We start from the raw sequence: 19,798 nt of genomic DNA, 5'->3' as shown, positions 1-19,798 counted from the left end.
CCGCCGCTGCCGCCCGCGGCCCCGCCAGCGCCCCCGCTGCCTGCTCCGCCACCGACGCCGCCACCGACGCCGCCACCGACACCGCCCGAGCCGGCAGCACCGCCGCCATTACCACCGCCCGGCGCGCCCACCGAGCCGCCAGCACCAGGGGCGCCGACCCCGACCCCGCCCGACCCGCCGCCGGTCGTGCTGCCGGTCGAATCGTTTGCACTGCCGCCATAGCCGCCGCTGGAACCCGAGCGCGACGATGTATTGCCGGAGCGCCCTTGCTTGCCGGTGGCATTGCGATTACGGGTGGCATCCCGGCCGCTGCCCGTCGAGCCGCCATTGACGGCAGCGCCCCCCGTGCCCGTGCCCGTGGCCGTTGCGTCGGTGCTGGTACCGCCGGCCGGAGACATGGTGCTGCCCCCCGCCGTGCTGTTGGATTGGGCCGCCCCCGTCTGGGCATACGCCGCCGCCGTACCGCCTGCCAGCGCCAGCGCGACTACAAGAGAAGATGCACGGAGATACGTCATGAATGGCTCCTTTGAGGTTGAGGATGTGCCCCTCCAACTCAGCAAGGGCCGTTCCGCCATCACCCGGCGCCATCGTCGAGCGCGCTCATTGGCGGGATATTTGCTTGTGACCGTGCGTCAAAATGCGGAAGGCGGCACTCAGCTATACATTCAACCCTGTATGTATAATCGCCTGCCCGACTGTCGGCGCCCCGCCGCGCCCTCAGCCACGATGGAGCTGTTAACGTGAAATTGCCCTTCCCGCTGCCCCGGTCATGGCGCGCAGCGGGTGACCACCTCGACGCCAAGGCTGCCCCGGTCGCCCAGCCGCTGCCGGGCGATCCGGATGCCTGGATCGCCTGCGAGCATTGCGACACCCTGCATCGCCACGAAGTCATTGCGCTGGATGAAGAGGCGCACTGCACGCGCTGCGGCGTCAAGCTGTACCGCAACCAGAGCGAGCGGCTGTCGGTGCTGCTGCCGCTGGTGTTGACGGGCCTCATCGTCTACATCGTCGCCAACATCTTTCCGATTGCCGAGATGAACGGCGGCGGCAACCGGCACGCCACCACGCTGTGGGGTGCCATCGTGGCGCTGTATGACTACGACATGCTGTTCGCTGCCGTGCTGGTGGCGCTCACCACGGTGTTCTTCCCGCTGATGTACATGTCGGTGCTGGCGCCGCTGCTCATCGCGCGATGGCGCGGGCGGCAGCATCCGGCCGCAGCGCTGGTGCTCCGCACGGCGGCGTTGATTCGCCCGTGGGCGATGGTCGAGATCTTCATGCTGGGCGTGGTGGTGGCGCTCATCAAAGTCGCGCGCATGGTGTCGCTGGAAGCCGATGCGGGCCTGTGGGCGTTTGCCGCGCTCACCGTGTTCCTGACGGTGGCGTTATCGATCGACCTGCGACCGTTCTGGCGCGAGATCGGACTGACGCTGCCGCCGGGCTCGCAAGTCGACGCGCCCACCGGCGTGGATGCCGCCGCCCGCCCCGGCGAGGACCGCCCGTGAACAGCACCACCACGCCTGCCTCTGCACAGCCGGCGCAACAAGCCCGGCCGCTGCGTGCCGCCGCGCATGGCCTGGTGACATGCGAGCGCTGCGGCCTGCTGGCACGCATGCCCAGATCAGAGGCCGCCACGCAAGCGGTGCTCACCCACGCAGACGCACCTGATGAAGCCACCGCAGCACCGGTCTGCCCGCGCTGCATGACGCCCTTGCACGTGCGCAAGCCCGACAGCCTGGCGCGCTGCTGGGCGCTGCTGATTGCGGCGGCCGCCATGTACCTGCCGGCCAACCTGCTGCCGGTGATGATTACCGACACCCTGCTCGGCACGCAGCAGGACACCATCATGAGCGGGATCGTCTACCTGTGGACGTCGGGCTCGTGGCACCTGGCCATCATCGTGTTCATCGCAAGCTTCCTGGTGCCGCTGGCCAAGCTCGGCATCCTGGCGGTGCTGTGCCTTTCGGTGCAGCAACGCTGGCACTGGAACCCGCGCCTGCGCACGCGTCTGTATGCGCTGGTCGAGCTCATCGGCCGGTGGTCGATGCTCGATGTGTTTGTGGTGACGCTGCTCGCAGGTCTTGTGCATCTGTCGACGCTCGCCATCATCAAACCCGGCCCCGGTGTCGGCCCGTTTGCCGCCGTGGTGGTGCTGACCATGTTCGCCGCCCGCTGTTTTGATCCCCGCCTGATCTGGGACGTCATCGACGAGCCCGATCCCGAAGAGACCGATGTATGACCGCCCCCGTCGATAACGAAAACATTCCCGGGCCGCGCCGCACGAAGCGCAAGCGCTGGCTGCCCTCCCTGATCTGGCTGGTGCCGATCGTGGCGCTCGTGGTGGGCGCCACACTCATGGCGCGCGTGATCCTGGCGCGCGGCGCGCAGGTGACCGTCACGTTCAGTTCGGCCGAAGGCATCGAAGCGGGCAAGACGCGTGTGAAATACAAGAGCGTCGATATCGGCGTGGTCAAGGCGGTGGGGCTGACCGACGACCGCTCCGGCGCCGTGGTGCTGATCGAACTCACGCATGACGGCAAGGCGTTTGCCGCATCGGACACACGCTTCTGGGTGGTGCGCCCGCGCGTGGCCGCCGGCAGCATATCGGGGCTCGGCACGCTGCTCTCCGGTGCCTATATCGGCGTGGACGGCGGCCGTTCGCAGGAGAAGAAATCGACCTTCAAGGGCCTCGACACGCCCCCGGCCATCTCGGCCGATGCGCCCGGCAAGCAATTCACGCTGCATGCGCCTGACCTGGGCTCGCTCGACATCGGTGCGCCGGTGTATTTCCGCCGCGTGCGCGTGGGCCAGGTGACGGCTTACGACATCGACGCCGACGGCAAGGGCGTGACGCTGCACATCTTCGTCAACGCGCCGTTCGACAAGTTTGTGGCTCGCGGCACGCGGTTCTGGAACGCCAGCGGCATCGACCTCAAGCTCGACGCCAATGGGCTGAAGGTCGATACGCAATCGCTGCTGACCGTGGCGCTCGGTGGCATCGCGTTCCAGACCCCCGAAGAAGCCGATCACGAACCGGCTGCCTCCGATGCGCAGTTCCAGCTCGTGCGCAACGAAACCGCGGCGCTGAAGGACCCGGAACACCTGTCGCAGACGGTGGTGATGTACTTCCACCGCTCCCTGCGCGGCCTCAACGTGGGGGCGCCGGTGGAGTTCAAGGGCATCAACGTGGGCGAGATCAAATCGATCGGCATCCACTACAGCAAGAAGCGCCACGAGTTCGTGCTGCCCGTGACGGCCACGCTGTACCCCACGCGCTTCGGCATGGACATCCGCGACGACAATCCGCAGCACGCCGCCGAAGACGTCCGCACGCAGTTCGACGTGCTGGTGAAGAACGGCATGCGCGCGCAGCTGAAGAGCGCAAGCCTGCTGACGGGCCAGCAGTTCGTGAACCTCGACTTCATCGACGCAGCGGACCGCGACAAGACCCCGCCGCGCTTTGGCATGCGAGATCGTGACGGTGCGTACGTCTTCCCGACTGCCGACAACCCGACCGACGACATCGAAGCGCAGATTGCCGGCATCGCCAAGAAGCTGAACAAGGTGCCGTTCGAACAGATCGGGCAGGACGTCCACCGCACGCTGACCACGCTCGACGCCACGCTCAAGCAGACCGAGCAGTTGGCCAAGACCGTCAACAGCGACCTCGCTCCGCAGATGAAGGAAACGCTGGCCGAGGCGCGCCGCACGCTGGATTCTGCACGCCAGGTCTTCTCTGACGATGCCCCGCTGCAACGCAATGCGCGCGACACGCTGGAACAGGTCGCCAAGGCCGCCGCGTCCGTGCGCGTGCTGACCGACTATCTGGACCGCCACCCGGAAGCGCTGATCCGCGGCAAGGCAAAGGACGCGCAATGATGCCGATGCAAACGACGATGCTGTCTTCCTCTCTTCGCCTGGCGAGCGCCGCTGCCGCTGCTCTGCTGCTTGCAGCCTGCGCTTCGCCCGAGCCGACGTTGCATACGCTATCGGTGCGCCCCGAAATCACGGACACCGGCCGCTTCCAACGCGCCTTCCGCCTCTCGGGGGTGCGGGTGCCTGATCGCCTGGACAAGCCGCAGATCGTTTTGCGTACGTCCGATAGCGAAGTGGTGGCGCTTGAGCAGCAGCGCTGGGCGGCGCCGTTCGGTTCGGAACTGCGTGATGCGCTGTCTGCGAACCTCGCGACGACGCTGTCTGCGGTGGACGTGGGGAGTGCAGCGGCCCCGGCGGGCGTGCCGCTCTACCGGATCGGTGCCGAGATGCGCAGCTATGACGCGCGGCCCGGACAAGGCGTGACGGCGCTGGTGACGTGGCGTGTATCGCGCGACGCGGCAAATCAAGGGGCCGCGCCCGCAGCCCTGACCTGTCAGACGACGCTGGCCCTGCCCGTCAATGGGCAAGCCGTGGGTACGGATTCAGAGGCTGGCGTGAACGCGGTGGTGTCATCCACGCAACGCCTCGTGCAGCAGTGGTCGCAACAGATTGCGCAGAGCGTGCAGGGTCTGGAAACACCTTCCGCTGTGCCGGCGTGGTGCCGGTAAGCTGATGCGTCAGCGCTCAGCCAGTTCCTGCGTGAGCCGGCCGAGCGTGGCCAGCGCTGCTTCAAGATTGGCCGAAGGCGCCAGCCCGAAGCAGATGCGGAAGAAATGATCGAAGCGGTTCAGGTTCGAGAACATCGTGCCCGGCGCAATCCGGATGCCCTGTGCCAGCGCCGCATCGAACAGCTCCATCGACGACACGTTCGTGGGCAACTCCACCCACATCGCCAACCCGCCTGACGGCACCGACAACCGCGTGCCGGCGGGGAAACACCCGGCGATCGATTCGGCCATGCGCTCGCGTTGTTCGCGCAGCGTCTGACGCAGCGTGCGCAGGTGGCGGTCGTACGCGCCCGACGCGATAAAGCGCCCCGCCAGCACCTGCGACCACGAATCGTTCGGCCGCGACTGGGCAAACTTCAGCATCTGCACCCGCCCCTGCCAGCGGCCGGCGGCCATCCAGCCCAGGCGCAGGCCGGGTGCCAGCACCTTGCTCAACGAGGCGCAATAGATGACGTTGCCCGTGCGGTCCCACGCCTTGAGCGCCTTGAGCGGCGTGGGACTGTCGCCCAGGGCGCTGTAGGTATCGTCTTCAATGAGCGCGATGCGGTTGGCGTCGCAAAAGGCGGCCATGCGACGCTTTGCGGCGTCCGGCATGATGCTGCCGAGCGGGTTCTGCAGATTCGGCACGACCACCACCGCGCGGATGTTGCCGTAGGCCTGCACCGCCATCTCGAGCGCTTCAAGCGACATGCCGGTGCGCGGGCTTGTAGGAATTTCCACCGCGCGCATGCCGAGGCTCTCCAGCACCTGCAGCAGCCCGTAGTAAGTCGGTGATTCCACGGCCACCGTATCGCCCGGCTGGGCCACGGCGCGCAATGCCAGGTTCACGGCCTCGATACAGCCGTGGGTGACGATCACGTCGTCCGGCGCAACTTGCACGCCCATGTCGAGCGCACGGCGCGCTACGGCGGTCTGCAATTCAGGATGACCGTTCGGGATGACGGCCTGCGTCAGCAGCAACGGATACCGCCGCAACACCTGCGATGCGATCCGATTGAGCGCCGCTGCCGGATACAACGCAGCCGCCCCGCTTGCGCCGGACAGATCGACATGCACGGCGGCTTGCTGCCCGCGCGCCACGATGGCCGACACGCGCGCGTGCACGCCCACGTAGGCGGCGGGATCCGGCGTCGACACTTCGGGTTCCTTGACGGGCGCCAGCAAGGCGCGGCGCGGTTGCCGCACAAAGTAGCCGGAACGCTCGCGCGCTTCGAGCCAGCCTTCCGTCTCCAGATGCCGACATACCTGCAGCGCGGTCGACAGGCTGACGGCGTGCGTGCGCATTAACGTGCGCACTGACGGCATGCGCTCCCCAGGCGCCAACACCCCGCTGCGGATCGCGCCGAGGTAATGATCGGCAAGCGTCCGATACAGCGGCTGCGCGGGCGGTGGAGTCAACTCGGTGACGGACATGGCGGCGAGGGGCAGCGGGGGCGGCAACAAGCGGCAAGGAAACGTGTCCAGCACATCATGCCGGCAAGACCGCGACCGCAACAGATACAGACAACGCCAAACTGTACCGCAACAGATTGTCACGAGCGCAAGGGTGTTGCGGCTGAAGTTGCGTTGCTCTGTGTCTGTTGGCGCAGGCGTGTGGTGCCTACGCTGAAGCCATGTTCAGGAGATCGACATGACTGCGACGACACCTACTTCCGAACCCGAATGGTTGGCGCTGGGCTCTGGCCAGACAGGCCTGCATTGGCTGGGCGCCGGAACCACGCTCGTGGCACTGGAAGGGACCTTGCGCCTTGAGCCACCGTCGCGTTGGGGCGCCGTGGTGCGCTATACGCTCGGCGCAGGCCACGCGCATGTGGTGGAAACCTCGGGGTGGTGGCGCCTGCATGCCGATGCCGGCATCGACGCGCACTTGCGCATCGTCGTGCCGCCGCTTCGCACGCACCGCCGTCCGTGGCTGGGAATGTGGCGGTGGCTGGCACATTGGATTCAGCCGCGCCAGACATCTCACGGCTGAATCCACGCCCAAGCTGTCAGCCTCGCTCGCTAGGCTTTCGGTGCGGGGCGCCGGGCGGCTTCCCGTCGTCCGGGCGAATCGAAGCGTTCTCGAAGTCGCCCGGGTCTTCCTCGCCTACGCCGCTTTCACTGGGGATGGCTGGCGCAACGGGTCGAGCAGCGTCGCCCGAAGGCGCCTTGGCTTTGTCGTTATCACGCGGTGAATGGGTGCCGCTCATGGCTGTTTCCGGCTGTTCTGGTGCTGCCCCAGGCGCTGCTGGTTTTGCGGCATCTGCCCTTCCTGTGCGGCGGCACGGCCGTCCTCGGCAGGCACCGGCATCGGGCGCTTGGACTGGTCGGTGCCATGCTGCATGGAAGTGCGCTCGGCGCGGTCCGATTCAGCGCGCTCGCGGGTGCCGCTGCGCTCTTGCTGCGCTTGCGCGTTATGCCCGCCCTTCCCGCTTCCGGTCTTTCGTTCCCCCGCCTTGTCTCCCGCCTGCGCAGCGGGCTTGTGCGGTTGCTGTGCGTGTTGCTTCATCGTCAGCCTCCTGATTTCGGTTACGGGCGGCTCGCCCGCGTCGACGTGCGTCGCAACCTGCGTGCCGCCGAAACCATGCGCAAGCTACGGGTGCGGTGCGGCGCGCGGGTATCCGGCTTGCTGCATCTGCTGTGTCGCGCCTTGGCGCACAAGCACGCATGGAGAATCCACATGGCAACCAGCAACCTGTATCGCACCGGCGAAGCACCCGCACAAACCGGCAAGGGTCACGGCACCGACGCACTCGGCCCCTCCGACAGTTCGGACTCGGGCAGCGACGTGGTCGGCGGCCCGGGCCTGGGCAGCGACGTTGAAGACCGCTTTGACGATGATCCGGCGGTCCACCCGCACGGCAACGCGGCCAACCGCACAGCGGGCGCCGACCTCGGCGACGTCAACCTCGACAGCGACACCGATTCCACGGGCACCGGCGAGCGCCGCGCCGCTGGGCACGAGCCGGTCGTACGCGAAGGCGGCGACCTGATGCCCGACGCTGTCCACGACATACACGACCCCGACGTGGACACGCCCATCGACGATGAGAACTTCGAACACGCCACGGGCCTGGCCGGTGAAAACGACGATGCCGACGCGCCGGACGCCGTCGACCTGGACGAAGCGCCGATCGACCCGCAACCCGGCAGCCGTGATGTGCCGGTGCAATCGCCCACCGGCGGCGGCACCGACTGGTCTGACAACATGCGCCGCAGCCGCCCGACGTACAAGGGCAAGCGCGTGCCGGGTCAGCATCGGAGCTAGGCACCGTCGAGATCAGGACGGCGTCTGCACGCAAGCGTGCTCCCGTCTAGACTGGTGGCGGGCCGCGCATCACGCACCCGTGAACCGCGCAGGCCCGCCGCCCCTTTTGTCGAGCGAACTTCACGCCCCTACCCCATGATCCGATTACGCCTTTCTGCCTGTACCGCTGCAGTTGTCACTGTCGCCGCAGCGCTCTTCCCTCTGGCTGCCTCTGCGCAAGGTACCGCTGCGCCCACGCGCGTGCGGGCCACCATCAACGCGGTACACAGCACCGCGGTCGACGTGACCGACACGTCCGGCAACAAGGCCACCGTGACGCTGCCGGTCGACCTCAACGTCACGCAGGTTGCGCCGATCGAGCCGTCAGCCATTCGCGCCGGCAGCTATATCGGCACGGCGGCGGTCAAGCAACCGGATGGCACGCTGCGCGCACTGGAAGTCCATGTATTTCCGGAAGCCATGCGCGGCACCGGCGACGGCCACCGCCCCTACGACATGGGCCCGAACAGCAGCATGACCAACGGCACTGTCGAACAGGCAGGTGCCGTCACCAGCGCGCAGGGCCGCACGCTGTCGGTCAAATACAAGGATGGGGAGCAGCGCATCGTGGTGCCGCCGCAAGTGCCGATCGTCACCTTCGAACCGGGTCGGCGCGATGACCTGAAAGCCGGCGCGCACGTCGTCATGTTTGTACGCGCCGACGCGCAAGGCACGCTCGTCGCGCAGCGCGTGCTGGTCGGCAAGGACGGGATGGCCCCGCCCATGTGATGACGATGTCATCGATGAAACATCGGCCAGCCACATGTGCTGGCCCGATTTGCTTAGAACGGCTTGCTGACCGACAACAGGAACGTACGGCGCGGCGCAAACTGCGGTGCCCCCACGCCGATGCCCGTGCCATCGCGCAACTGATAGCTGCGATCGAAGATATTCAGCACGGTCAGGCGCGTCTTGAACTTGCCCAGCGTCGGCAGATTGAAGTCACGTGCGGCCCCGACATTCATCTGCCAGTAGGCCGGCAGATGTTCGGTGTTGGCGAAGCCGTTGCGCAAGCCCGTACCGAACAGCACGTCGCTCGTATATGTCGTGCCGGAATACCGGTACGACACGCCAGCCGACGCGGTCAGGCGCTGGTCGTGATCGAGATTGACCCAATGGTTGTTGATGTAGGCCAGCTCGTCGGCATCAAAGTTGAACTGGCCGGTCTCGATGCCCTTGCCCTGCGCGCGCGACACAGCCAGGTTCAGGTAGGCCCCGAAGTTGCCGTTGCGATAGTTCGCGCTGCCTTCCAGGCCGTAGATGCGGCCGCGCTCGTAGTTGAACGCCGAGTACAGCAGCGCATTGCCGAACTGCCCTTCGTCCTGCAGATGGCGCACGTCGCGGTAATACGCGTCCAGACCCAACGTCAGGTGCGATGTGAGCTGGTGCGAAATCCCCAGATCAAAGTAGTTCGAACGCTCCGACTTGACGGCCGTGTTGGCGTCCGACGGCAACGCGTTGGTCGTGCCGGCAAAGGCCTGCACCGACGTGGTGTCGAACTTCTCCGTGGGCGGCGGCGTGAAGTAGCGCGCGTAGCCGGCATGCACGCGGGTGCGCGGCGTCAGGTCGTACGTCAGGCCAAGGCGCGGGCTCAGTTGCTGCTCGCTGACGATGGTGTTGACGCGGTCGTAGCGCGCGCCGTAGTTGACGGTGAGCTTGTCGGTGGGCTTCCACTCGTCCTGCAGGTAGACGCCCAGGGTCGTGCCGCTGCCGCTGTGGTTGTCGACGATGGTGAACGGCGTGGTGCTGGTCTGGGCGCCGGAGTCGTCGGCGGCAAACACGCTGGCGGTGTTGTTGGCCACATAGCGCTCGCGCTGGACGAACACGCCGGCACGCAGCGTGTGCTTGTCGGTCAGCTTGTAGCTCGCATCGCCCTGCAGGCCGTAGGCCTCGTTGCGGCGCGTGATGTCGGCGGCCACGCCGTTGTAGACCAGATCGCCGATCGGATCGGGCATGTAATCGATGCGGCTTGCGCGGCGGAACACCGACACCTGGTAGTCGAGCTTGGGCGACACCTTCTGCTGATACGTCAGGATCTGGAAGTCAGTCTTCTCACGCTGATTGGCGTTGAGCGCTTCCGACGCCGGCGGCACCGCGCCATCGAGCGTGAATTGCGGCGTCAGGCCCGGACGCGTCGGAATCTGGAACCGGCCGTTCGACGTGCCGAACATGAAGCTCACGCGGCTGTCGTTGTCGAGCAGGTACGACAGCATGCCGAACGACTTGTTTTGCGTGGTGTGGTCGTGCGTGGCGTTGCGGTTGCCCGTCGGGTTCTCAATGCCGAGGTTGTTTTCCAGGAACACGCCCGACAGGTAATAGCTGAAGCGGTCTTTCGTGCCCTGGATCTGCGCATTGACCTCGTGCGTGGCATTGCTGCCCAGCACCGTGCCGATCTCGCCGCCAAAGGCCTTCGGCTCGCCGTCCTCGTCGGCAGACGCACCCTTGGTGGTGATGTCGACAATCCCGGCTGTGCGGTAGCCGTATTGCGCGGGCAGTGCGCCGGTCAGCACGTTGATCTGGTTGGCGAAGCGCGTATCCAGCATCTGCCCGAAGCCGCTGATCGGCTCGGGAACGATCACGCCATTGATGCGGTATTGCAGGTTCGAGTGGTCTCCGCGCACGTGCAGTTGCCCGTAGGAATCCTGCACCACGCCCGGGGCCTGCAGCAGCACCTGGTTCAGCGGCGTCGCATCGCCCAGCGGCAGGCGGGCGATGTCATCGGTGTCGAACTTGTAGACGGAGCTGCCAGTGTCCGGTGACAGCGCATTGCGTGCGGCGTCCAGGCGCTTGGCCGTGACGCGGGTTTCGCTGAGGTCGCGCACGTTGGTGGCGGGTGCCGTCGTAGTGGGCGTGGAAGGCGTAGCGGCCGGCGGTGTGGCCTCCTGAGCCAGGGCGGAAACCGAGGCGACGGACGGCAGGACGGCGGCAAGCGCCATCACCAGCTTGCGGGGCTGGAACGGAATCATGAAAAAACCTTTGAATCGAGCGGATGCGTTAAACAGCGGCTCGCGCATGCGTCAACACAAGCGCGCGCCGACAGGCAAGGCGGGAATCAAAGGCGAATGGAGGATCGCGCGAACACACGGCCACCGGAAAGACCGGCGCGCCCGCATGAAAGCCGATGCGCGGAAAGTGCCAGCGCCGCGTATGCGCCAGGCGCAGCGCCACCAGCATCGGCAAGGCCGCCGCCAGCGCGGCATAGGCCGCGCACTGCAAGCACGCGGCGTGCTCCTGCGCGGGCTGACTGCGCTCGGCACTGGTCGGCTTGGCCGTGGTGGCGGCATTGAACTCGACGCCGGTCGCTTCGCTGAATTCACTCCAATGCGAGAGCGCATGCCGCAGCGCGCCCTGCTGACCAAACAGCAGGAACACGGCCAGCAGGCAAGCCAGCCAACGCAGATGGAGGGAGGAGGAGCGGAAGGAACGCAAAGTCGGGCGCTAGGTGCCGGCGCACAATATCACCCGACATTGTGCGCCCCAATGCAACTAAGTTGCGAATTCTGACACCAGCCGCCTGATTCAGCAATCCGTCAGGTGGAGGGGCAGAACAACCCGCGAGCGTAGCGCCGCAGTATTACAAACGCGTGTGCGCAAAGCCCGGCATGAGACCCGTCGGCACGCCCAGAGTCGGCACCGGCACGCGTTTCCAGTTGGAGCGCGTCTTGCGGGCGGCCTCAGCGCGTTGCGCGGGGGCGCCCACCTCGGTGGCATCGTGCAGGCTGGCCAGCCAGGCGCCATAGTCGAACCAGCCGTCGCGCACGAGCTGTTCGCCCACGCAGTTGGCAAAGCGATCGGACTTGGGCAGGAAGCACAGCTCGAAGCCTTCGGCCTCGCGGCGGCCATGCATCCAGCGATGCGGCACCTGGTGGCTGGCCAGCGCTTCCGACAAACGCGTGCCGTAGCGCTGCTGTCCTTGCCGCCGGGCGCCAATCACATAGAAGCCGTCAAGCAGACGGCGCAGCCCCAGCGCAGAACGCGCATGACGCACTTCGGCCTCGACCAGTAGCTCACGGTTCTGCGTACGCGCCTGCAACGCCAGCGCGGCGAAATGGTGCGCACCCCATTCGTTCATGTAGAAGAGTTCACCGCCGGCAAAGTCGTAGGCGCGAAACACGTTGGCCTGATCTGCGTAGCGGAACACGTGGCGCCGGTTGGCGGCAAAGTCGGCGTCCGTGCTGTGCGGAATGCGACGGCAATGCTGATGCGCAAATACCAGCATGCTCGGAAACGAGTGCACCGAGCAGGGCGACTGCGCCAGCCCTGTCACCGCGCGGATATCGATCTTGCAGTGCTCGCGCCGCACGCCCACCAGCTGGCTGAGATGGTGGTGCAGCTCATCCACCCAGTCGGCATGCGCAAGATGTTTGGGAAACAGCTGGTGCGCGGGCTCGGCAAGGCCGCCCTCGAGCAGGAACGGCACGCTCTTGTGCCAGATATCGAGTTTCCAGTGCGACAGCGCATCGGTGGGCGTGCGATGGTGCGCGACCGATTGCGTGACATTGAAAGCGCGCGACTGGACGACCCAGTTCGACGCCGCATGCAGCAGGTTGGAAACGTTCATGTCACCCCCCGGAAGACTGAATCGTTTGTTTGGCGGACTGCCGACGTCGCTCTGAATGTGTGGCGATTGTTCAGCAATGTAAAAACCAACGACTCAAACGTACCCCACTTTAGAGGGGTGTGCCATGAAGTTTGTTGAAGTCCGTGTTAAGAAAAATACACATGAAACGTGGGGACTTGTCAGGCCCGCGACATGCTGGAAGAGAGGCATCCGCCGATCAGGAGACCGCGATGCCAACCCAGCCAGGCCGTTCCGACACCGATACGACGCAGCCCGAAAGCCCGAAAGCGCAGCCACAACCCGCCAAGCGCAAGCCCGGCGAGCCGCTGGTGCCACGCGACACCCGTCCAAATCCGGCGGAGCAGAAAGAGCCGCCCGTGGAAGACTTCTGACGCCGTCTGGCGCTGGGCCACCGCCTCAGACCAGGCACATGTCGGACACTTCCTCGTCCGACAAACCCCAGGTGGTGGCGTCTTCCACGGTCACGATGGAATCATCTGACTTGCTCAGGCTGATGCGCTCTGGGCGCACGCGCGTCTTGGTGTTGCCCGAATAGAAAACAACCACATCCGGCTTGAGCGCAGACGCCTCGTTCTGGTGGACCACCACGCCCAAGCGGTTGGTCCGCAGCTTGACCAGCGTGCCGACCGGGTAGATGCCCACGCTGCGCGTGAAGGCCTGGAAAACGGTGCGGTCGAACTGCGTATCGGTGCGCGCCATCATGTATTTCAGCGCCTGCGCCGGAGACCACGCATGGTGATACGGGCTGCTCGACGTGAGCGTGTCGTACACGTCGCAGATGGCGCCCATCTTGGCCCACAGGCTGATGCCGTCGGCCTTCAGCGCGTCGGGGTAACCGCTGCCGTCGATGCGCTCGTGATGGTGCAGGCAGATCTCGCGCGCAATCTCGCTGAACTGCCCGGTACCCTGCAGCAGGTGATGGCCGCCAACGGCGTGGGTCTGCAGCAGCGCCAGTTCGTCCTTGGTCAGGGCAGTGCTCTTGTCAAGCAGCGTGCGCGGCATGGCCGATTTGCCGATGTCGTGCACCAGCCCGCCCAGCCCGCACTCGCGAATCTCCTCTTCGGGCAGGCCCAGCGTCTTGGCCAGCGCCACCATCAGCGCGCAAACCGCAAACGAATGCAGGTAGGTGTAATCGTCCTTGTTCTTCAGCCGCGCCAGGGCAATCAGCGCGTACGAGTTGCGTGCCAGGGAGTTCGACACGTCGTCCACCAGCAGCAGCGCCTTTTCGGTTTCCAGCGCGCGGCCCATGCGCGCTTCGGAAAACATGTGTCCAAGCGTCGCCTTGCCGTTCTGCATCAGCTGCTGGGCGTGCTTCCACTCTTCCTTGAGCGACGTGGGCGTGATTGGCGGCCGCGCTGCCAGCGTCTCGCGCGTAAGCGGCTCGGGCGCAGGCGCCGCGGCCGGAGCGGGCATCAGGGTTTCGGACATGACGTCTTCGCCGCGCTCAGGGTCGATCCAGATTTCGGTGATACCCGCGCGGCGGATGTCGTCAATCTGGCCTTGGTGCGACAACTGGAATTGCGCACGCCAGAACGGATGCTTGAGCCAGGACCCCCCCAGCTTCATCACAAACATGCCGACACGCAATTGGCTCGCATCGATTCGCTTCATACCCTGCCTACCTCGGCTCAACGTCCGGTTTTTTGATTGAATTAGGGGAGCGGCGTGCCAGCCGACACTGGCTCGTGTATCGCAGTCTAGGCGTTTTACGCCGGTGGATGCTCTGGTCCGTCAGCGCGCCAAACCGCGCTTGGCTTATCGGCAAGCCTGGGCAAAACTTGAGGCGAATGTGGATTGGGCGGCGCGCGGCATATCCCGGCCTTGGCAAGCAACCGGCGGGACACCGGCTGTGGCGGCGGTCGAATCAAACAGGTGATGCGTCAAGACCCTCGCCTGTCGGGCTGGCAGCCCGGCGCGGGAGGGGTACACTAGACTTCAAGGATGCGCATCCGATATGACTCAAGATCCCACCTCTCAACGTAAGCAGCAGAACGCCGATGACTTCGCGCTCAACCGCGACGCCATCCGGTGGCTCGCATCCCTGCCCGACGAGGTACGGCCGATCGAACTCGGCCGGAAGTTTCCGCGCATCATCAACACGATCGCCGCCAAGTGGGCCGATTTCATCGGCTGCCGGCGCTACCTGAACAGCCTGCAGATCGACGATCGGGGTGGCCGCCAGGGCTTTCCGTTCGAGATCGTCCAGGAGATCTGCGCGCTGCGCGAGTATTTCGACTCGCTGTATCCGCCGGACAAAGACCTCTGGCAGAAGGCCATCGACGCGAACAAGCGCTAAAGCGCGCAGCCTGCACCAAAGCAAAGCGGCCCAATGTCGGGCCGCTTGTCATTTGCGCACGCACGCTGCACGTCACGAAGCGGAATCCGGCCCCGATGCCAGCTTGTTGAGCAGCGCCAGCAGCGTCTGCCGCTCATCCTTGGAAAGATGCGCCGTCACGCGAGCATCGTGCGCAGTGACGGCCCGGGTGATGTCGTCCAGGGTGGTCGCGCCCTTGGCGGTCAGCACGAGCCGGAAGGCGCGCTTGTCCTTGGGCGACGGCTGGCGTTCCACCATGCCCATGTCTTCGAGCGTATCGACCAGCAGCACCGCCCCCGAGCGCGCCACGCCCAGGATGTTCGCCAGCTCCGTCAGCTTCAGGTTCGGGTTGTGCGCGATCACGGTCATGGCCGAGAAGCGCGGCGGCGTGATGTTCCACGTCTGCAGCGAGCGCACGAAATCTTCGTAGATGTGCAGCTGCGCGCGGCGCACCGCATAGCCGACGAGGCCGTCAAGCGCGCCATACTCGACGTCCGCCAGATGCGGGTTGAAGTGCCCCGAGGGGGCCACGGCGGGATACAGGTCGTCGGCTTTGGGCGTGCGCGGCATGGCGGTGTCGATGGTGAAAGACCCCTCGATTATCGTCGCCGATGCGCCCGCCGGCCACGCACCCGCGCGCGTTTCAGTTCAACAATTTCCACTTGCCGTGGTCGATGGTCAGCAGCACGCGCCCGCGCGCGTCAAAGCCGAAATGATCCGTGGCCGTGTAGTTGAGGACGCCATGCGAAACGACGATGTCGCGCTCCGATTCCAGCGCGTTCTTCAGCGCCTGGCGGAACTCCGGCGTGCCGGGCTTGGCCTTCTTGAGCGCCACCGGCACGATTCGCTGGAGCACCTGCAGCGCATCCCACGTGTGGGCACCGAACTGCGTGCGCGTGTCGGGGCCGTTGGCTTTCTCATAGCGCGTCACGTATTCAAGCGCGGTCTTTTTGCTCGGGTGGCTGTCGGGCAATTGCTCGGCCACGATCACCGGGCCGGCCGGAAGGATGGCCCCGTCGACCGTCTTGCCGCCGATGCGGATCAGGTCTTTCGTCGCCGCGCCGTGCGTCTGGTAGATCGGCCCCGTGTAACCGCGATCGCGCAATGCGGTGTGCGGCAGCGCGGCGCCCGTGCCCGCACCGGCCACCAGGATCGCATCGGGCTTGATGCTGACCAGCTTGGCGACCTGCCCCGTCACGCTGGTGTCTGCGCGGGCGTAGCGCTCCACGTCGACGATCTTGATGCCGCGCGGCGTGGCGGCAGCAGTGAAGTCCTTCAGCCAGCTCTCGCCGTACGCATCCGAAAAACCAATGAAGCCGACGTTCTTGACGCCAGACGCCGCCATGCGCGTGGCAATCGCCTCGGCCATCAGCGAGATGGGCTGCGCAAGCCGGTAGGTCCAATCGCCCTTGCCCGGCTTCAGCTCCACCGGCGCCAGCGCCAGTTGCGGCGTCTGCGACTCGGTGGCGACTTCGGCAATCGCAATCGACGGTGCCACCGCCGATGAGCCCACGATGATGTCGACGTGGTCTTCCGTGACGAGCTTGCGCGCCAGGCGCGTGCCGGTGCTCGGGTCGGAGGCGTCATCCACGACCACGAGGCGCAGCTTTTCTCCGGCGATGGTGTCGGGATAGAACGCCAGCGAATTCTTCTGCGTGATGCCGAGCGACGCCGACGGCCCGGTCGTCGACAGGCTCACACCCACGACGATGTCGGCATGGGCGGCGGTGGCAAGCAACAGCGCAGCAGCGGCGCAGATGGTGCGGCGGATGATCATGGGTCCCCTCTTTTTTTCTGGCGTTTGAACGTACGGGTGTTTCAGGCGCGGCGCGGCATGGGCGGCTGATCGCGCAGCGACTGCGGATCGAAGCCGGCCAGTTTTTTATAGCGCATCGCAATCCCTTCCAGTTCGGCGCGCGGGATCACGTCGTCGATGCGCGAAAAGCCTTGGGGCGCGCGTTCATGCGCGAGCTGCATGACCTGCTCCGGCCCATTGAGGCGGTTGCGCAGCACGATGCCCGCGGTGCGCGGCAGGCGATCGGCCTCGTACTCGCGCAGGGCAATGCCGGTATCGCGCGTGGCGAGCAGGCAGTCGACCAACGCGCGCGCATCGAGAATCGCCTGCGCGCTGCCGTTCGAGCCGATTGGATACATCGGGTGCGCCGCATCGCCCAACAGCGTGACGCGGCCGAAGGTCCAGCGCGGCAGCGGATCTTTGTCGACGAGCGGGAATTCGTACACGGCCTGCGCGCCGTCGATCAAGGCGGGAATGTCGATCCAGTCCCATTTCCAGTCGGCGAAGGCGATGCGGAAGATCGCGCGGTCGACCTCGCGGTTCCAGTCGCTGCGCGGCGGTGCCTCGTCGGGGACGCGCAGTTCGGCAATCCAGTTGATGCGTGAGCGGCCCTGCTGGCGCAGCGGTTCAGAGATCGGATAGGCGACGAACTTCTGGTCCTGGTGGCCCGCCATGAACATGGTGCGGCCATCGAGATACGGCGCGGCCTCGGTGACGGCGCGCCACAGCATGCGGCCCGCAAAGCGCGGTGCATCGCCCGTCGGGTAAAAGTGCCGGCGCACGGCAGAGTGGATGCCATCCGCGCCGATCAGCACGTCCGCCGAGGATTCGACAACCGTGTCGTTGGTGCGATCGCGCAGCGTGAAGCGCACGGGCCCACCCTTCTCGCCCGTCGATTGGACCGCCTCAAAGCTGTGACCCAGGCGGATGCAATCCGCGCCGAGCCGCTCAATCACGGCATCGGCCAGGGCCATCTGGAATTCGCCGCGATGGATGGAGAACTGCGGCCAGTCGTACCCGGCGGCCAACCCGCGCGGCTCGTGCCAGATCGGCTGGCCGAAACGGTTGTAGTACGCCAGCGCGGAAGTACGAATCGCCAGCGCGCTCAGCGTGTCCTCCAGCCCGAGTTCGCACAACTGCCGCGCGGCATGCGGCAGCAGATTGATGCCCACGCCCAGCGGCCGCAGCGTCTGCACGGCCTCCCACACTTCGACTTCGAAACCTTGGCGCTCGGCCATCAACGCGAGCGTCAGGCCGCCGATGCCCGCCCCGATGATGGCGATCTTCATGGCTGTCTCCCTGAAATTTGTTGCAGTCTATAACGAATCGCAACGGCATCCTGCGGGCGACATATCAGGGCAAATACCTAGACGAACGCGGCTGAATGCGGCGCGTTGACCGCTTGACGCTCTGTGAGATATCACAATACCATCACTCGACTTTTACGAAATTCGAGGCCGCTCCCATGTCGCGTCCCATCAAGCTGGTTTCGGGTGCTTCCACACCCTCGCCCGCGTCTGCACCGTTTGCCGTTGAACCTGCCGCGCACGCGCCCAAGGGCGCCGCCATGCGTGAACTCGCCTACAACGAGATCAAGCGCCGCATCATGGCGTGCGAATTCCGCCCGGGCGAGCCGCTCAACGAAGCGCAGCTCGGCACGATTCTGGGATTGGGCCGAACGCCGATCCACCAGGCGCTGCATCGGCTGGAGGTGGAAGGGCTGGTGCAGATCCTGCCGCGCAAGGGCGTGCTGGTGACGCCGCTATCGCTCAACGACGTGCTCGACATGATCGAGGTGCGCGCCACCAACGAGATCCTGTGCGTGACGCTGGCCGCCGAGCGCGCCCATCCGGCCGATTTCGAGGCCATGCGCGCCATCGTCGATGCATCGCCCGCGCTGATCGAGCACCGCGACATCGCCGCGCTGGCCGCGCTGGATCTCAAGTTCCACCTCGCGATTTCCGCTGCCTCGCGCAACCGCGTGCTCGCCGAACTGCTGCGCGGCCTGCACGAGAAGCAGGCGCGTTTCTGGTTCCTCTCGCTGTCAGAGCCGCAACACCTGCAGAACGTGTACGACGAGCACCTCGCCGTGCTCGATGCGCTGGAGCGCCGCGACGTGCCCGCAGCGCGCGAGGCCATTCGCGAGCACATCGACGAGTTCCGCCGCACGATCATCCGCACGCTCTGATCCGATTCCAATTTCCCCGTTCGCTTTCCCCGCCTCTTCCGGATTCCGCATGACCACGCTGCACCTGAACCTGATCGGCCACGGCCCCATCGACGTGACCGTAGACCACCTTGTCATTGCCGGCTGGACCGGCCGCGATGCCGACGCCGTTGAACACCACATCGCCGAGCTTGAAGCGATCGGCGTGGCGCGTCCGGCGCGCGTGCCGTGCTTCTACCGCGTGTCGGCTTCGCTGTTGACCACCGATGCCACCGTGGAGATCCCCGGCGCCGACTCCTCCGGCGAAGCAGAGTTCGTGCTGTATTCCACGCCGATGGGCCTGCTGGTCGGCATTGGTTCCGACCACACCGACCGCAAGGTCGAAGCCTATGGCGTGACGGTCTCCAAGCAGATGTGCGCCAAGCCCGTCAGCCGCGACGTGTGGCGCTTTGAAGCGCTGGCCGACCATTGGGACAGCCTGCAGATGAAAACCTGGCGCACCCGCAACGGCCAGACCGCGCTGTATCAGGAAGGCGGCGTCACGCGCATGCTCGACCCGCGCGACCTCATCCGCCGCTACACCGGCAACGACACGCTGCCCGTCGGCACCGCCATGTTCTGCGGCACGCAGCCCATCATCGGCGAACTCGGTTTTGGCGAGGCCTTCGACATGGCCCTGATCGACCCGGTGTCGGGCACCGAGTTGCGCCATCGCTATGCTGTCGACACGCTGCCTGTTGAAGGCTGAAGCGCCCCACCTCACGGAGACCACCGCATGATGACGCCCCGCCCGAACATGATCCGCGCGCTGGCCGCTGACCTGGCTGCCGGCCGCACCACCAGCGTCGCGCTGACAGAGGCTGCCCTGGAGCACGCCGAATCGCACCGCGCCGCCGGCGGTGCGCCTACGTGAGCATCGACGTGCAAGCCGCGCTGGCCATGGCGCGCGCCGCCGACGCTGCGCGTGCGGCAGGCAACGTGCCGTCGCTGCTGGCCGGGCTGCCGGTGTCCATCAAGGATCTGTTTGACGTGGCCGGCCAAGTGACGGCA

At 66.0% G+C, this 19,798-nt stretch carries 19 protein-coding genes and 3 pseudogenes; 12 read left to right on the top strand and 10 right to left on the bottom strand.

Going from position 1 to position 19,798, the window contains the following annotated elements; genetic code table 11:
- A pseudogene (locus FUT88_RS15560) lies at positions 1 to 515 on the bottom strand (hypothetical protein); the annotation flags it as partial.
- 180 nt (positions 516 to 695) lie between these two features.
- Between FUT88_RS15560 and FUT88_RS15555 the strand changes: the two are divergent.
- Genes FUT88_RS15555 through FUT88_RS15540 form a run of 4 tightly spaced genes read left to right on the top strand, consistent with a single transcriptional unit; the run spans position 696 to position 4,544 of the window.
- On the top strand, positions 696 to 1,505 hold the full coding sequence (locus tag FUT88_RS15555) for a paraquat-inducible protein A (protein WP_186829319.1): 810 nt from the start codon (positions 696 to 698) through the stop codon (positions 1,503 to 1,505).
- The gene (locus FUT88_RS15550; protein ID WP_147216452.1) at positions 1,502 to 2,239 is read left to right on the top strand and encodes a paraquat-inducible protein A; all 738 of its coding nucleotides are present in this window, start codon (positions 1,502 to 1,504) and stop codon (positions 2,237 to 2,239) included. The genes FUT88_RS15555 and FUT88_RS15550 overlap by 4 nt, the downstream gene beginning before the upstream one ends.
- Positions 2,236 to 3,879: an intermembrane transport protein PqiB gene (locus FUT88_RS15545; protein ID WP_147216450.1), complete on the top strand. Its 1,644-nt coding sequence runs from the start codon at positions 2,236 to 2,238 to the stop codon at positions 3,877 to 3,879. The genes FUT88_RS15550 and FUT88_RS15545 overlap by 4 nt, the downstream gene beginning before the upstream one ends.
- Positions 3,876 to 4,544 carry a membrane integrity-associated transporter subunit PqiC gene (locus FUT88_RS15540; RefSeq protein WP_147216448.1) on the top strand — a complete coding sequence of 223 codons (669 nt, stop codon included), beginning with the start codon at positions 3,876 to 3,878 and terminating at the stop codon, positions 4,542 to 4,544. The genes FUT88_RS15545 and FUT88_RS15540 overlap by 4 nt, the downstream gene beginning before the upstream one ends.
- A gap of 9 nt (positions 4,545 to 4,553) precedes the next feature.
- Here FUT88_RS15540 and FUT88_RS15535 read toward each other — a convergent pair whose 3' ends face one another.
- Positions 4,554 to 6,017, bottom strand: a complete 1,464-nt coding sequence (locus FUT88_RS15535) for a PLP-dependent aminotransferase family protein (protein ID WP_147216446.1) — start codon at positions 6,015 to 6,017, stop codon at positions 4,554 to 4,556.
- Positions 6,018 to 6,234: 217 nt separating this feature from the next.
- Here FUT88_RS15535 and FUT88_RS15530 point away from each other — a divergent pair, with 217 nt between their 5' ends.
- A complete protein-coding gene (locus FUT88_RS15530) occupies positions 6,235 to 6,576 on the top strand; it encodes a hypothetical protein (protein ID WP_147216444.1) in 342 nt (113 codons plus the stop codon).
- A gap of 213 nt (positions 6,577 to 6,789) precedes the next feature.
- On the opposite strand, the gene FUT88_RS15520 is transcribed toward FUT88_RS15530, so the two are convergent.
- On the bottom strand, positions 6,790 to 7,092 hold the full coding sequence (locus tag FUT88_RS15520; protein WP_147216440.1) for a hypothetical protein: 303 nt from the start codon (positions 7,090 to 7,092) through the stop codon (positions 6,790 to 6,792).
- Positions 7,093 to 7,263: 171 nt separating this feature from the next.
- Between FUT88_RS15520 and FUT88_RS15515 the strand changes: the two genes are divergently transcribed.
- Together FUT88_RS15515 and FUT88_RS15510 are read left to right on the top strand one after the other, a co-directional pair.
- Positions 7,264 to 7,851: a hypothetical protein gene (locus FUT88_RS15515; RefSeq protein ID WP_147216438.1), complete on the top strand. Its 588-nt coding sequence runs from the start codon at positions 7,264 to 7,266 to the stop codon at positions 7,849 to 7,851.
- Positions 7,852 to 7,986: 135 nt separating this feature from the next.
- The gene (locus tag FUT88_RS15510; RefSeq protein WP_147216436.1) at positions 7,987 to 8,619 is read left to right on the top strand and encodes a hypothetical protein; all 633 of its coding nucleotides are present in this window, start codon (positions 7,987 to 7,989) and stop codon (positions 8,617 to 8,619) included.
- Between the two features lie 53 nt (positions 8,620 to 8,672).
- Here the strand turns inward: FUT88_RS15510 and FUT88_RS15505 are convergent, their stop codons facing one another.
- From FUT88_RS15505 to FUT88_RS15495, 3 genes and pseudogenes are all read right to left on the bottom strand, one after another.
- The gene (locus FUT88_RS15505; RefSeq protein ID WP_147216434.1) at positions 8,673 to 10,856 is read right to left on the bottom strand and encodes a TonB-dependent receptor; all 2,184 of its coding nucleotides are present in this window, start codon (positions 10,854 to 10,856) and stop codon (positions 8,673 to 8,675) included.
- Between the two features lie 94 nt (positions 10,857 to 10,950).
- Positions 10,951 to 11,359: pseudogene (locus tag FUT88_RS15500) on the bottom strand (hypothetical protein); the annotation flags it as partial.
- Between the two features lie 105 nt (positions 11,360 to 11,464).
- Positions 11,465 to 12,451: a DUF6685 family protein gene (locus FUT88_RS15495; protein WP_147216432.1), complete on the bottom strand. Its 987-nt coding sequence runs from the start codon at positions 12,449 to 12,451 to the stop codon at positions 11,465 to 11,467.
- 230 nt (positions 12,452 to 12,681) lie between these two features.
- Here FUT88_RS15495 and FUT88_RS26245 point away from each other — a divergent pair, with 230 nt between their 5' ends.
- Positions 12,682 to 12,843, top strand: coding sequence for a hypothetical protein (locus tag FUT88_RS26245; protein ID WP_186829318.1), 162 nt, complete (start codon positions 12,682 to 12,684; stop codon positions 12,841 to 12,843).
- A 25-nt stretch (positions 12,844 to 12,868) separates the two neighbouring features.
- Here FUT88_RS26245 and FUT88_RS15490 read toward each other — a convergent pair whose 3' ends face one another.
- Positions 12,869 to 14,083, bottom strand: coding sequence for an HD-GYP domain-containing protein (locus FUT88_RS15490; RefSeq protein WP_147216430.1), 1,215 nt, complete (start codon positions 14,081 to 14,083; stop codon positions 12,869 to 12,871).
- 343 nt (positions 14,084 to 14,426) lie between these two features.
- Here FUT88_RS15490 and FUT88_RS15485 point away from each other — a divergent pair, with 343 nt between their 5' ends.
- Positions 14,427 to 14,768: a hypothetical protein gene (locus FUT88_RS15485; RefSeq protein ID WP_147216428.1), complete on the top strand. Its 342-nt coding sequence runs from the start codon at positions 14,427 to 14,429 to the stop codon at positions 14,766 to 14,768.
- A gap of 72 nt (positions 14,769 to 14,840) precedes the next feature.
- On the opposite strand, the gene FUT88_RS15480 is transcribed toward FUT88_RS15485, so the two are convergent.
- From FUT88_RS15480 to FUT88_RS15470, 3 genes are all read right to left on the bottom strand, one after another.
- A complete protein-coding gene (locus FUT88_RS15480) occupies positions 14,841 to 15,356 on the bottom strand; it encodes a MarR family winged helix-turn-helix transcriptional regulator (protein ID WP_147216426.1) in 516 nt (171 codons plus the stop codon).
- A 73-nt stretch (positions 15,357 to 15,429) separates the two neighbouring features.
- On the bottom strand, positions 15,430 to 16,563 hold the full coding sequence (locus FUT88_RS15475) for an ABC transporter substrate-binding protein (RefSeq protein ID WP_147216424.1): 1,134 nt from the start codon (positions 16,561 to 16,563) through the stop codon (positions 15,430 to 15,432).
- 41 nt (positions 16,564 to 16,604) lie between these two features.
- Complete coding sequence (locus FUT88_RS15470) at positions 16,605 to 17,870, bottom strand: flavin-dependent oxidoreductase (protein ID WP_147216422.1); 1,266 nt, start codon at positions 17,868 to 17,870, stop codon at positions 16,605 to 16,607.
- 176 nt (positions 17,871 to 18,046) lie between these two features.
- On the opposite strand from FUT88_RS15470, the gene FUT88_RS15465 reads away from it, so the two are divergent.
- The 3 genes and pseudogenes from FUT88_RS15465 to FUT88_RS15455 all read left to right on the top strand — a co-directional run.
- Positions 18,047 to 18,769, top strand: coding sequence for a GntR family transcriptional regulator (locus tag FUT88_RS15465; RefSeq protein WP_147216420.1), 723 nt, complete (start codon positions 18,047 to 18,049; stop codon positions 18,767 to 18,769).
- A 49-nt stretch (positions 18,770 to 18,818) separates the two neighbouring features.
- On the top strand, positions 18,819 to 19,496 hold the full coding sequence (locus FUT88_RS15460) for a DUF2848 domain-containing protein (RefSeq protein WP_147216418.1): 678 nt from the start codon (positions 18,819 to 18,821) through the stop codon (positions 19,494 to 19,496).
- A gap of 27 nt (positions 19,497 to 19,523) precedes the next feature.
- Positions 19,524 to 19,798 (top strand): annotated as a pseudogene (locus FUT88_RS15455) (amidase family protein); the annotation flags it as partial.

Origin of the sequence: Ralstonia sp. TCR112, assembly GCF_007997035.1 — a bacterium.
In the GTDB taxonomy this organism is placed as follows: Bacteria; Pseudomonadota; Gammaproteobacteria; order Burkholderiales; family Burkholderiaceae; genus Ralstonia; species Ralstonia edaphi.
The sequence above is the reverse complement of the archived record's forward strand: the minus strand, read 5'-3'. Positions and strand labels throughout refer to the sequence as shown.